10 protein-coding genes are annotated in these 12,845 nt (G+C 70.6%); 5 read left to right on the top strand and 5 right to left on the bottom strand.

From position 1 onward, the window contains the following. Positions 1-50: 50 nt before the first annotated feature. On the bottom strand, positions 51-1,448 hold the full coding sequence (locus tag ACZ45T_RS31865; protein WP_468447448.1) for an MFS transporter: 1,398 nt from the start codon (positions 1,446-1,448) through the stop codon (positions 51-53). Between the two features lie 101 nt (positions 1,449-1,549). Here ACZ45T_RS31865 and ACZ45T_RS31860 point away from each other — a divergent pair, with 101 nt between their 5' ends. Together ACZ45T_RS31860 and ACZ45T_RS31855 are read left to right on the top strand one after the other, a co-directional pair. Next, positions 1,550-2,065 carry a winged helix-turn-helix transcriptional regulator gene (locus ACZ45T_RS31860; protein WP_468447446.1) on the top strand — a complete coding sequence of 172 codons (516 nt, stop codon included), beginning with the start codon at positions 1,550-1,552 and terminating at the stop codon, positions 2,063-2,065. A gap of 416 nt (positions 2,066-2,481) precedes the next feature. Further along, positions 2,482-3,591 carry a PP2C family protein-serine/threonine phosphatase gene (locus ACZ45T_RS31855; RefSeq protein ID WP_468447444.1) on the top strand — a complete coding sequence of 370 codons (1,110 nt, stop codon included), beginning with the start codon at positions 2,482-2,484 and terminating at the stop codon, positions 3,589-3,591. Between the two features lie 257 nt (positions 3,592-3,848). Here the strand turns inward: ACZ45T_RS31855 and ACZ45T_RS31850 are convergent, their stop codons facing one another. The 3 genes from ACZ45T_RS31850 to ACZ45T_RS31840 all read right to left on the bottom strand — a co-directional run bounded on the left by ACZ45T_RS31850 (position 3,849) and on the right by ACZ45T_RS31840 (position 5,129). After that, positions 3,849-4,259: a hypothetical protein gene (locus ACZ45T_RS31850; RefSeq protein ID WP_468447442.1), complete on the bottom strand. Its 411-nt coding sequence runs from the start codon at positions 4,257-4,259 to the stop codon at positions 3,849-3,851. Between the two features lie 295 nt (positions 4,260-4,554). Then, entirely contained in the window at positions 4,555-4,881 is a 327-nt protein-coding gene (locus ACZ45T_RS31845; protein ID WP_468447440.1) for a hypothetical protein, read from the bottom strand. Further along, a complete protein-coding gene (locus ACZ45T_RS31840; RefSeq protein ID WP_468447438.1) occupies positions 4,878-5,129 on the bottom strand; it encodes a hypothetical protein in 252 nt (83 codons plus the stop codon). Before ACZ45T_RS31840 ends, ACZ45T_RS31845 begins: the two co-directional genes overlap by 4 nt. A gap of 145 nt (positions 5,130-5,274) precedes the next feature. Here ACZ45T_RS31840 and ACZ45T_RS31835 point away from each other — a divergent pair, with 145 nt between their 5' ends. The 3 genes from ACZ45T_RS31835 to ACZ45T_RS31825 all read left to right on the top strand — a co-directional run bounded on the left by ACZ45T_RS31835 (position 5,275) and on the right by ACZ45T_RS31825 (position 12,161). Continuing rightward, a complete protein-coding gene (locus ACZ45T_RS31835) occupies positions 5,275-5,571 on the top strand; it encodes a trypco2 family protein (protein WP_468447436.1) in 297 nt (98 codons plus the stop codon). A gap of 16 nt (positions 5,572-5,587) precedes the next feature. Further along, positions 5,588-10,816, top strand: a complete 5,229-nt coding sequence (locus ACZ45T_RS31830; RefSeq protein WP_468447434.1) for a hypothetical protein — start codon at positions 5,588-5,590, stop codon at positions 10,814-10,816. Between the two features lie 238 nt (positions 10,817-11,054). Then, on the top strand, positions 11,055-12,161 hold the full coding sequence (locus ACZ45T_RS31825) for a hypothetical protein (RefSeq protein ID WP_468447432.1): 1,107 nt from the start codon (positions 11,055-11,057) through the stop codon (positions 12,159-12,161). A 68-nt stretch (positions 12,162-12,229) separates the two neighbouring features. On the opposite strand, the gene ACZ45T_RS31820 is transcribed toward ACZ45T_RS31825, so the two are convergent. Then, positions 12,230-12,580, bottom strand: coding sequence for a hypothetical protein (locus ACZ45T_RS31820; protein WP_468447430.1), 351 nt, complete (start codon positions 12,578-12,580; stop codon positions 12,230-12,232). Between the last annotated feature and the right edge of the window lie 265 nt (positions 12,581-12,845).

Below are 12,845 nucleotides of genomic sequence, written 5' to 3'. Positions count from 1 at the left end.
CGTCACGTGTACGCCGACAGTCCGTCCATCGACGGGGCGGGACTCGTTTCTCAGGCGGCGCCGGCCTTCGCGGCCTCTGGGACGTCGGCCGCCTTGGCGGCGGGCGGTCGTGGTTTGCGGACGAGCGGGACTGTCGCGCACGCGGCGAGCAGGGACGCTACGGCGACCGCGTACCAGCCGTGCTGGAACGCGGCGACAGCGTGTCCGGGGGCCGGGGTGCCGACGATGCCGACCAGGATCGCGACGCCTAGGACCGCGCCGATCTGGCGGCCCATCGAGGTGATGGCCGAGCCGGTGGCGAAGCGGGCCGGCGGCAGGGCGGCCGCCGACGCCCCGGTCAGGACCGGGATCGTCATGCCGACGCCGAGGCCGGTCAGCATCATGCCGGGCAAGAGCGAGGCCGCGTAGGCCGAGCCGGTGTCGAGCATCGCGGCCCACCACAGGATGCCGGCCGCGAACAGGACAGTTCCCGCCAGTGCGATGCGGCCCGCACCGAATCTGGCGACGGCGGGCCCGATCCGCAACGCGACCGGCGGCACCAGCAAGGGGCCCGGCGCGATGGCGAAGCCGGTGCGCAGAGCCGAGTAGCCCCACACGCCCTGGCACCACAGCACCGCGCCGAGCAGCATTCCGGCGAACGCGACGGTGAACAGCGTCAGGGCGGCCGCGGCGGATGCGAACGCCGGAACCCGGAGCAGCGGCAGCTCGACGATCGGCACGGGGTGGCGGGCCGAGCGCAGGACGAACCAGACGCCGAGCAGCACCGCGGCAGCCAGGCCGCCGAGGGTGCCGGCGCTCGTCCAACCCCAGTCAGGAGCCTTGACCAGGCCGAGCGCGAGCGTTGCGATCGATCCGGTGAGAAGGGCGGCGCCGAACAGGTCGGGCAGCGGACTCTTCTCCGCCCCAGCGCGTCCGGGCGACGGCAGCACCTTGACACCGAGCGCGAACGCCGCGATACCCACTGGCACGTTGACGAGGAACACCCAGCGCCATCCGGCCTCGGCCAGCAGCCCGCCGGCCACTGGCCCGAGTCCGGCGGCGATCCCGCCGATCGACGCCCAGGCCCGCACCGCCCCGGCGCGCTTCTCGGGCGCCGTCGTGTCGAGCAGCAGCGCGAGCGACGTCGGCATCAGCAGCGCAGCGCCGGCGGCCTGCACGAGCCGTGCCGCGACCAGCGTCCCGACGTTGGGAGCGAGTGCGCAGCCGACCGAGGCGAGGGTGAACACCGCCAATCCGGTCAGGAAGACCGGCTTGTGGCCGGAGCGGTCGGCGACGCGGCCGGCGACTACGAGGAGCGCCGCGAAGACGATCGCGTAGCCGTTGAGGACCCAGGAGAGGGAGCCGAGGCCGCTGCCGCCGAACGAGCGGCCGATCGCCGGGAGGGCCACGTTGACGATGAAGAGGTCGAGGTTCGACATGAAGACCGCGGCCGCGACCGTCGCGAACACGGCTCGGGACGCCCCATGTGGGTTTGAAATTCCAACTGTCATGGATCGGAGGCTAGCCCCATGGGTTTGAGAACACAACGGACTCGGGAGAGGATGGGGACGTGACCTCGAACGCGAAGCAGGGCGAGAACTCGGTTCCGCACCCCGAAGTGCCCGGTCGGCCGTGCTCCGTGGCCGCCGCGCTGCAACTCGTCGGCGAACGCTGGGCCCTCCTGGCGATCCGCGAGATCTTCTACGGCAACCAGCGCTTCGACCAGATCGTCCGCAACACCGGCGCCCCCCGCGACCGCCTCGCCGCGAGACTGCGCGCACTGGAAGAGGCGGGCGTGGTCGAGCGCCGCGCCTACAGCGAGCGCCCCTTGCGCTTCGAATACCACCTCACGGAGGCCGGCCGCGATCTCGCACCGGTGATGCGCGCGCTTCTGGCCTGGGGCGATCGCTGGGCGGTGGACACTCCGCCGGTCGCCTTCCGGCATCGCGGCGGGCACGGCTCCGAGCACGACCTCGATCTGACGTCGACGTGCCGGACCTGCGGCGAGGAGGTCGGGTCGGGAGGTCTCACGATCGACGTGCGGGCGCCTGGATGGGATCGGGCCGGGCCGATCGAAGGCTCCTGAACTCAGCAGCGATCAGGAGCGAAGGGGTCAGTCGCCTCGATTGGCCGGATAGGCAGCGCAGCCCCTTTGGAGCTTGCCCAGATTCCCTACAACGACGGCCACCGAGCCTTGCTGTTCGCCCCGGCCCCCCGGGTGGGCGGGTGCTGGTCCAGACCCGGCGTGGGTCGCTGGTCCAGGACCGTTTTCCGGATCTCGTCGCCCCGGCGCTTCCGCGCTGGCGACCCGGACGCGGCGCGCTTGGTCGCGTTCGCGTTGCTGCGCCCGATGCGTTAAACGTTAAACGTCGAGCTCAGGGCGCAGGGGCGCCGCTGGTCACGGGTTTCCGGGAGGCCGTAACGGCTTCCGCGAGGCAGGCTGTTCCCATGAGGTCACATCCTCGCTCACCCGTTCGGCTGGGAGCGTCCTCTCGACGAGGAGTGGGCGAACACGGCGAGGTCCTGTTCACACTGGCGCAGTGTGCGCCCTTCGCGATCGCGCTGGGCGTGCTGGGCATCGAGCTCTCGCCCGCACACGATCTGGTCACCGGCCCGGTTCTCACCACGACGCCGGCGCTGGCCGCGCTGACGATGGGCCCGGTGGGCACCCTGTCCGCGGCAGCCCTCGCCGTGGGCGTGAACGTGACCTCCGCGACCTACAACCAGTCGTGGGGAACCCAGACCCAGCTGATCATCGGCAACTTCCTGGGGCTGATCGTGGTGTCTGTGGCCAGTGTCATCCTGAGTAACGCGGTGCGCACGCGCAGGCAGAGCGAGCTCGACCAGGTCCGCCGGATCGCAGTGGCGGCTCAGGAGGTCGTCCTGCGGCCCGTCCCCGAGCTCCTGGGCCCGGTACGGGCGGCCAGCCTGTGCCTCGCGGCCGGGACAGGGGCACTGGTAGGCGGAGATTTGTACGAGGCCGTGCAGACGCGCTACGGCGTCCGCCTCATCGTGGGGGATGTCCGGGGGAAGGGGCTGTCCGCCATACGCGCGGTCGCGGTGGCATTGGGCGCGTTCCGGGAGGCCGTTCACTACGAGGACGAAGTGCAGGAGGTCATGAACCACTGCGCGGCCGCGCTGCGGCGAGAGGCCGCCGTACCGGGTACCTACTCGCAGGCAGAACTTCCCGAAGTCCTCATGGAGGGATTCACCACCGCGCTCATCGCCCAGGTGCCGGATGAAGAGGTGGTACACCTGGTCAATCGCGGTCATCCGCCTCCGCTGGTGCTGCACCATGGCAAGGCTCAGGCCCTGATGCCCGCCTCGCCTCTGCCGCCGCTCGGTCTCGAAGACCTCGTCACCGGCCCTCCCGCCAAGCCCGAGAGCTACCCGTTCCTGCCCGGTGACCGGCTGCTGCTCTACACCGACGGCGTGATCGAAGCCCGCAACCGTGACAACGACTTCCTCCCTCTGTCGGAGACCATGGAGCAGATACCGGCCGGCACCTCCCCACAGGAGTTCCTGGACGAACTGCACAAGGCATTGATCCGCCACACCGAGGGCCGATTGACGGACGACGTGGCAATGATCCTCATCGACCGGCTCGCATGAAGGGGGCCGGCAAGCAGGTCAGCGCAGCCAGCCGCCTCCTCGGCTTCGTCCATGAGACCGATCAGCAGTTGTTCAGCGCTTCGATGCCTCATTTGCGGTGAGGCGTTGACGGCGGTCCTGCACGATGAGGCCGTCCCGCAGATCGTCCACCTTCTCGACCGAAGCAACGACAACGGCACCACCGCCCGGTTCCGCCTGATCGCCACGCGGTGGGCTGGTTCGATGGGCAATGAAGTCAGGCGAAGAGGAGTCACCCTCTACGGGCCCTCCGGGCCGGCGTCCCCGGCTCGCGCGGCGGCCGCCGCCTCCAGCAGGGGCCAGCCGTCGACCTCCACCACCCGCCGCTCCTCCGGCTGCCACCCACTGGCCAGCACCACGTCGAGCAGGGCCCGTACGGCGCCCGGCTCGTGCAGGTTCAGGGCGCCCTGGGTGAAGCCCACGTCCCCGGAGCCGAAGGGGGCCGCGCCCGGGACGTACCGGCCGGGCCCGTCGGCAAAGACAATGCGCAGTGGGCCGCCGGTGCCGGCAGGCTGCGGGGACAGGCTGAGGATTTGGCGGCAGTCAACGGACCGGCCGTCGTGGTCCCTTCGGTGACTGTGGCGCATCGTCCACATGTACAGGCGCCCGTCGGCGACCAGCCGACGGGGCTTCTTCGAATTGCGAGGCACGCAGCCGAGCGTACGCGGTCTGATCCACAAGGCACTGTCCTGTCCCCGTCTCATTAGATCTTGCAGGGGCGGGTCCGTTGACCTGTGGGGTGACGGGTTGAACCGTGACTTGCTGGGGGAGTGGCGAAGCGTCGCGGAAGACCCGCCCGCGGGCGGTGCCGATGGCGCGTCTCATGGAACATGGCGAGGGTGATGTCGCCTGAGCAGGCCCTTGTCGGGTTGCCGAGACGCTAGACGCCCGGTTTCGCAGGGAAGATGGCAGTTTCCTGGTCAGAGGCCGCAGTAGTGGAGGCGCTCAGGAAGGATGCCGCCGCTGACGATCCTGAAGCTCCCGGCGGGCAGTCGACCAAACGATCTCGAACTCATTGGCCGACAACCACTGCGGGTCGTGCCCCTCCCACTCAGAAATAGGCAGTTCCGCGGTCAGACCGTAGACACCCTCGTATTCAGCCAACAGGTCGGCGCTTTGGGATTCTTGCCGCTCGGTCAGCGAGGCAGCGGTCAAGGCCTCCCTTCCGGGCTCCTGCAACTCGACTTGCCGGATCACGTACCCATTGGTGTCCAGCTCGAAGTAGAACCAGACGGCTTCCTCGTCCCAGAAGCAGCGAACCCAGCGCGTCACTGGTTCACCGCGTCGAAGGGCTCGTCGTGCCAGCGCCAGCCGGCGGTGCCGTCACCGTGCAGGTGCAGCATGAACTCAGCGACCGGGCTGCCGTCGGGAAACGTCATGGTGAGCGTACTGCGAATCTGGGCGTGGCAGGCGTCGGCCCGCTCCCAGTCCTGGAGCGCGTGCTGCGGGCTCGCCCGCATGTGCGTGGCCGCGTACTCGGTCGGCGCGGTCGGCAGATGCTGCCGGTGGCCGGATCTCATCGGTGTGCGACCGGGTGTGATCGGAAGCAACTGCCAACCGCATACCCTCTGTTGCACTTGTCCGCGTTCACCAACTCACGACGCACGGCCGACGTATGACGTCCGCTGCCGTGGTCGGTCGCGCAGCTGTTTCCCAGGGGGCCGCATGAACATCGAACTTGCCGACCTGCTCACCTCGCTCCGGTCGGAGATCAACCGCGCCCGCATCGACGCTGCCGACCAGGACGTGCGCTTCAAGATCAACTCCATCGACCTGGAGCTGCAGGTCGCGGTCGAGAAGACCGGCGAGGCCAACGCCGGTGTGCGCTTCTGGGTGGTCTCGCTCGGCGGCAAGGCGTCCGCCAAGTCCGCGGAGACCCACACCGTGAAGATCGCGCTGACCGCACAGACGGCAGGAGGTGGGGCCGTCCTCACCGGTGACGACATTTCTGACCTCCTCTGAGTCGGCCGGCCGCCGCATGAGTTCCGTTGACACGAGCCGGGTGGCCCAGGTCATCGTCCGGCAAGGAGACGAGGTCGAATTCGGGTCGGGCTACCGCATCAGCAAGCGGTTGATCCTCACGGCGGGCCATCTGTTCAGACTCCACGGCCACTCCTGCACGGTGCTGCTCGGCCACGGCAAGGAGGAACTGCCCGCCACGCTCGTGTGGTGGGCCTTTCGACACGGCGAGGGCCAGGACATGGCCCTCTTGCAGCTCGATGCCGTGCCCCCGGGGCTGCCTGCGGTCTCGGGCCTCTCGATCGGCCGTCTGCCCGACGGGGTGGGACACGTGCCGTTCGTCGGGGTCGGCTTCCCGGCCCTCGCGCGACGGCCCGAGTCGCCCCGGTACCAGGGGCTCGACCGGCGGGACAGCCGGCAGGTCGATGGCATGGTGCTGCTCGGGTCCAACATGAAGTCGGGGCTGCTCGACCTCACCATCACGTCCGCGCCGCCTCCCGAGCCGGTGGACCGCAACGACCCCTGGAAGGGGATCTCCGGCGCGGCCCTGTTCGCCCCCCGTGGCCACCTCATCGGCGTGCAGACCCACCGCCTGACCGCCGCGGGAACCGGCAGCGCGGAGGCCGAGCCCGTCGCAAAGGCGCTCGAAGACACCGAATTCGTACGGATCCTCCGCGAGAACTTCGTACAGACCAAGCCGGTGCAGCTGGAGGCCGGGCGCGACCCGGGGCCCGCGCGCCGGCTGCGGTCGGTGGTCTCCCAGCAGGAGCGCATCAAGGGCTTCGGCGACTTCGAGAAGAACTTCACCTCGGAGCGGCTGCCCTTCGTCTCCCCGGGCAGCGAACACGACGCGGCGCCCCACCAGCTGCTCAGCCGTCTGGTGACGTCGGCGGACCGCGGAGTCCTGCTGATCGGTGCGGCGGGCACGGGCAAGACCCGGACCGGGCTCGAAGTCGGACAGCTCGCCATCGAGGAGGGCTGGCGGGTCCTGCACCTCGTGCCCCAGACCCGGGACAAGTCGGCCGACGACAGGATCACCGACCAGATCATCGACGAGATAGCCGAGGAGGCGTTCGCGGAGGCCAGCTCCGTGCTCGTGGTGATCGACCTCAACGAGACCAACCTCGACCTGCAGGCACTGCGCCACCAGCTCCTCCCCATGGCCCGCCGACACGCGGTCACCATGGTCCTGCTCGCCTCGGCGCGCCCCGGCTGGCTGCTGAAGGCCGACAGGGCCCTCGTGCACGAGCTCTTCGACGAGGTCCACGTACGGCAGGACGAGGAGTTCCAGCAGCTCGTCACCAGGAACGCGCTGGAGACCCTGGCTCCCAACGCCATCCACCACCTGGGCATGGACCGCATGCTCGCGGTCAGCGGCAACCGCCCGATCCTGGCGCTCCTGGTCGCCCAGGAGATCGAGCGCAGGGTCAACACGGGGCGGCGGCTGTCCATCCCCGAGGTGACGGGTCTGCGGTCCGGGGGCGAGCTGGCCGCCTGGCTGCTGAAGCGACTCGGGGAGGACGGCCTCGCCGTTCTCCCGCGCGACGACGGAAGCCTCGTCCCCGCCCGCGCCCCCATCGGACTCGTGGCCGCCGCTGCCGCCGCGGCCGCCTGCCCGCAGGGCCGCGCCGCAGTGGTGGCCGCCGCCAGGGCAGTGCTCACGGGTGCGACCGCCGACGAGGTCACGGAGGCTGAAGGCATCGTGGCCACCCTGGTCTCGCTGGGCTGGCTGGAGCCCAAGGGCGGCGTTCTCTCGGTCGCCCACGACATCGTCGCCGACCAACTCATGGAATCGGTCGTGCTCCCCGAGCCGACCGACCAGCCGGACACCGTCGGCACGCGCGCGCTGCTCGCCGGCAGCCTCACGGCCGCCCGTACCATCGGTCGGTTCTCCGCCAACCTCGGCCGTCTCGTGACCGACCTGGTCCTCGCCGACCGGGCGGCGTTCGTCGAGCCCCTGCTGCGCGAGTGGTTCACCGAACAGGCTCCCGTCATCGGTGACCTGATGTGCCACGACTCCAACGCCGGCAGCTACGCGCTCGGTGCCGTCTGCTCCGGTCCGCCGTGGGCCGACGCGGCCGTCGCCTGCTGGGACCAGGTCGTCAGCCCCTGGATCGGCGCACTCGGCGGCGACTACGACGCCCGTCACGTCCTGCACCGCGGGCTGCGGCACCTCCCCGCCGAGGGGGCGCAGCTCCTCGTGCCCGCCGCACTCGACTGGCTGGCGACGTACTGGCGGGCCGGCACGGCCGGCTACGTCGCGGCTCCGCTGCTGTCCCGTACCGACCTGCCGGCCGAGGCGGTGCAGCAAGCCGTCCCCCTCACGCTGGACTGGCTCAACCGCCACGCCGCGGCCCCGGGCGGCGGGTACGTGCTCTGGCCGCTGCTCGCCCGTACCGACCTGGGTCCCTTCGAGGCCCGGCGGGTCCTGTCCGCCACGCGCGTCTGGCTGAGCCGGAACGGCACCACCCACAGCGCCGGATACGTCCTCGACGCCTTCCTCGCACGTACCGACCTCAGCCCCGACGACGTACGGCGCGTCCTGCCGACCACTCGCGAGTGGCTCGACCGCCACGCCACGACCCTGGGCGCCGGCTACGTGCTTCGGGCGCTCCTGCCCCGCCCAGAGCTGGACCCCGACGAGTCCGGGCGGGCCGTGCAGGCCACGCTCACCTGGCTGGACGCCCACTCCGGCACGCCGACGGCCCGGTACGTCCTGACGGCCGCGGCCAGCCGGTCCGACCTGTCGGCCGACGACGTACGACGCCTCCTGCGCGCCGCCTGGGCCTGGCTGGATGCCCACGCCACGACCGTCGACGCCGAGGGGGTCCTGTCCCGTCTGCTCGTCCGCACGGACCTGCCTGCCGAGGATGCCGAAGCGGTGCTGTCCGCCGTCCTGGAGTGGCTCGGCCTCCACGCCCAGGCGATTCAGGCCGAGTTCGTTCTCGGCCGACTGCTCGAGCACACAGGCCTGTCGGCCGACGAGCGGGGGCACGTACGGTGCGCCGTGCTCGACTGGCTCGATACCCACGCGAGCGCAGAGAAGGCCTCCTACGTCATCGGACGCCTGCTCAAACTGACCGACTTTCCCGGAGCGGAAGCCCAGCGGGTGGTGGCTGCGGCCCGGGTCTGGCTCGACCACCACGGGAACGATGCCAGCGCCGCATACATCATCGGCCCGCTGCTCGGCTGGCCGGTCCTGCCTTCCGGCGAGGTCCAGCGAGTGCTGCGCACGGCCTTCGACTGGCTCGGGCTCCATCCGACCAGTGAGGCCGGCTTCGTACTCAAGCCGCTGCTCCTGCGGACGGACCTCACGGCGGCCGATGTCCGCAGCGTGGTCGAGGCCGCCTTCTCCTGGCTCGGTGACCACGGGCGGACGACGGAGGCGGGCTACGTCCTCAACGTGCTGCTGGCGCGCACCGACCTGACCGGCAGTGAGATCGACGCGGCCTACTCCGAATCCTTCACCTGGCTCGCCCTGCACGCCGACACGGCCGACGCCGGCTACGTACTCGCGCGACTGCTCGCCCGCCAAGACCTGCCGTCGGCCGACGCCCCACGGGTGGTGCAGGAGGCCCTCGACTGGCTCGGCGAACATGCCGTCACCCCGGCGGCACGCCTCGTCCGCGAAGCTCTGGAAGCGCGGGCCGGCCTCGGTCCCTCCGACGTCCAGCGCATGACGGCCGCGCAACTCGACTGGCTCGCCGCGCACCCCGCCAGCGCCCAGGGCAGCCACCTGCTGGCCCCGCTCCTGAAGCGCACCGACCTGGAGGCGGAAGACGCCCGGCGTACGGTCACCACGGCACTGGCTTGGCTCGACCACAACGCCGCCATTCCGAACGCCCAGTTCGTCCTCAAAGCACTCCTCTCGCGTGCGGACCTGGACGCCGGCCACGCCCGACGAGGGATGCGGGCCGCCTTCACCTGGCTCGACGAGTACGCGTCCACGCCGGAAGCCCGCTTCGTGCTCGCGCCGCTTCTGAGCCGCAGGGATCCAGGGGCCATGAAAGGTGCCACCCCCCTGGCTGTGGCCTGGCTCGACCAGCACGCCCGGATGGCGGACGCCCAGCACGTCCTGAGCCCCCTGCTGGCCTGCCTCACCCTGTCCCCGGACGTGGCGGGGCGCTCGGCCGAACAGGCACTGGCCTGGCTCGACGACCACGTGTCCGTGGACGAGGCAGGGTTCCTGCTGGAACATCTGCTCCGCCGCGGCGACCTGGGCACCCGAGAAGCGAGCCGCGCGAAGGAGCACGCCCTGGTGTGGCTGCCCGAGCGTACCGGCACCGCCAGCGCGGGCCACGTACTCGAATCGACGCTGGGCCGTGCCGACCTGGACCCAGAGGAAGCGCCTCGCGTGATCGCGTACGCGCTGTCCTGGCTGGACCTGCATCCGAACGCCGGAAGAGCCAGCCATGTCCTGGGCCCCCTGCTCGCGCGCACCGACCTGACGCCCGACCAGGTCCAGCGGGCCACGACCCGCGCCCTGGCCTGGCTGGACGGCCAGCCGAGGGCCGTGAACCTCGGCCACGTCCTGAGGGCCTTGCTCGAACGCACCGACCTGACGCCCGATCACGCCCAGCAGTCGGCGGCCCGCGCGCTCGCCTGGCTCGACCCCCACGCGGCCACGGTCCACGGGGCCTACGTACTGGGCCCGCTCCTCGGCCGCACCGATCTCACCCCCGCCAACGCCCAGCGGGCCGTCTCCGCGGCTGTGACCTGGCTGGACGACCATGCCACGGGTGCGCGAGCGAGGTTCGTCCTCGCTCCGTTCCTTGAGCGCTCCGATGTCACCGCCGAACAGGCACGGCGTGTCCTGGTGATGGCCTTGGCATGGCTGGAGGACCACGGCCGGACACACAGTGCTCCGAAGGTCCTGAACGCCCTGCTCTCCCGCGATGACCTGAGCACTGATGACACGGCGAACACCGTCGCGGTCTCCTTCGCATGGCTGGAGCACTACGCCGCCACCGCCCGCGCCCGCTACGTCCTGGCCCCGCTCCTCACCCGCACCGACCTCCCGCCCCCGGCCGCCGGCCGGGCCGTCTCCCTCGCCGTCGCCTGGCTGGACGAGTACGGCTCGACGGAGAAGGCCACCCTCGTCCTCGAAGCCCTCACGGCCCGCGCCGCCCTGCCTGCTGCCGAAGCCCCCGGCCCCACGGCGACCTTGGACGGCACCTCGCCCCCGGGCTCGGGGGAGGAGGCTCCTCGATCCGGCCCAGGGGACACCTTGGACGCCCCCACGAACTGACCACGGAACGCTCAGTACGAAACCGGGCCCCTGCCGAGAACGAGTTGGCTGCGGCCGAGAGGAGACAGCGCACGAGACGGTTTTCAGCGCCCGGGCGGACCACCAGTTCCTCGATCTTCGGCAGATGGTGCACCTGCGCCACGCCGTGAACGGCGTTCCGGTCCCGAGACGGACGAAATTACGTTGGTCCGTCACCGCCGAGCTGCGACGATGTCCCTGTTTCGCCAGCGGAGGACATTTGTTCGTTTTTGCATGTGCGGGGTGCGGCGCCAGGCTGACCGCCCCGCTGTCCCAGGTCGCACTGCCGGCCCACGCCCATCAGAAGTACGGGAACGGGATTCAGCTCCCGGTCCTCATGGAGCCGGGCACGTTCGCCGTGGACCCGGAGCCCTGGGGGCCGCCATGGCGGAGGTGGGAGGACATTGATCCGGACGAGGCGGCGGCCCGTGGCATCTACGCGCCGGTCTACGCCCTGTCCGGCGGTGCGCCGGGTGCGATCGTCATCGCACCCGGAGATACCCGCGGCACCCTGCTGATCCCGGAGAATGGCGGCGGTTACTGCTGCGGCCTCGACGGGGCCGACGGCCCCAACATGGCCTGCGAGGCGTGCGGTCTGCCCGTGGCGAGCAGGATCGACGACTGCTCACTCTGGCAGGCAGTGTGGCTCGCCCCAAACGCCGTGCGCCGCCGCCCCGTCGACGACGCCGCCCCCGTACCGCTCTCCTGGGCGGAACTGTTGGCGGAGGGGAAGGGCACGCCCCCGTACGAACCGATCGCCACGTGGGGATCGCGGCGGGGGTCCAACTACTGGTGGTCATGGAGCCCGCAGTGGGAGGCGGCAGCCGGCCGGGCGCTCGCCCACCTGCTGGCGGCCTCGGAAGGCCGGCCGGTGACCGTCCCGCACGGCCTGATCGAGGAAGTGTTCCAACGCGCCCTCGACGCCCTCCTGCCCGCGGGCCAGCCGGCGCGGCGCGCCGTTCTGGCCGGACCGGGCCTGACCGCTCCCAACGCGGACGCCGACATCCTCCTCGTGCCCACCCATCCGCACACGGGGGAAACCTGGACCCCGCCCAGCCCGGCTGCCTCGGCATACCCGATACCGCTGCCGTTCAAGGTGTGGCTGTGGCTGGCCTTCCCCGAGCCACACCTACCCCTCCCCGCGTCGGGCAGCATGCCCGACGGCGTCCTGCGCGACGACCCGCCCGCCCCCCGACCCCACCACCTGTTCCGGGTCGACCCGGGAGTGTTCCAGCACACCCTGGTCCGGCTACCAGCCATCCGCAGCCCCTGGCTGGGTGGGATCCTCGAGAACCTCACGCACCACATGCGCGCCGGCCTCTTCTGAGACCTGTCCAGTAACACTGCCGGCTCGCCCGGGGTTCTGGTCGAACTACCTGTTGGAGGTGTGCGTGATCATTCCACCGCGTCAGGTCCTGCCTGCTCGAACGCGGTACGGCAGCGTTCAACCTGGTCGGCCACCTGTTCCATGAACCACCGCATGATCTCGTAAGGGACGACGAGCTCGTCGTGGCTGTGGCTGTGGATGTGGACGGTCGGTTCCAGATTCGGGTCCTCGTCCGGGACGAGCGCCATCAAGAAAGCAGCACCGGGCAAGTGGGTCACCACGGTGTCGGGATTCTCGGCCCCCCTGGCCGGCGCGGGCACAGCCTCGCTTAGCTCCACAGACCAGGCATCGTCAGGCAAGGCGTAGTGGAACAGGACAGCGTAGTGACGGCCTGCATGTTCTCTCAGCTCCCATGGCATGTCGGCAGGCTGCCACAGTTGCAGTGGCGGAGTCTCGCGGGTATCTCGCTCGCACCTGAGGCGGGATACCCGGCCAGCCTCTCAGTACGGCCTCAGAGCTCAGGCCTTGTCCTTCGGCTTCGCGCTGTCCATCACGACGTGCACGGAGAACGCGGTGTTTGCGCGAGAGGGACGGGCCCACGGGAGTGTTGAGCACGGGCTCGGAGACGACGTGTCGAGGCCGGTGGGGTCACGCATGGCGGGGTCGTGGTCCTCGCCGAGGGTG

It is taken from the genome of Streptomyces sp. NPDC030995, from assembly GCF_055571215.1.
This window is presented reverse-complemented; position numbering and strand designations above follow the sequence as displayed.

What these genes read in the sequence shown, in the direction of transcription:
- ACZ45T_RS31840 (WP_468447438.1), bottom strand. Translation starts at nt 5,129, where the DNA reads ATGAGATCCGGCCACCGGCAGCATCTGCCGACCGCGCCGACCGAGTAC.
- ACZ45T_RS31835 (WP_468447436.1), top strand. Translation starts at nt 5,275, where the DNA reads ATGAACATCGAACTTGCCGACCTGCTCACCTCGCTCCGGTCGGAGATC.
- ACZ45T_RS31830 (WP_468447434.1), top strand. Translation starts at nt 5,588, where the DNA reads ATGAGTTCCGTTGACACGAGCCGGGTGGCCCAGGTCATCGTCCGGCAA.
- ACZ45T_RS31820 (WP_468447430.1), bottom strand. Translation starts at nt 12,580, where the DNA reads ATGCCATGGGAGCTGAGAGAACATGCAGGCCGTCACTACGCTGTCCTG.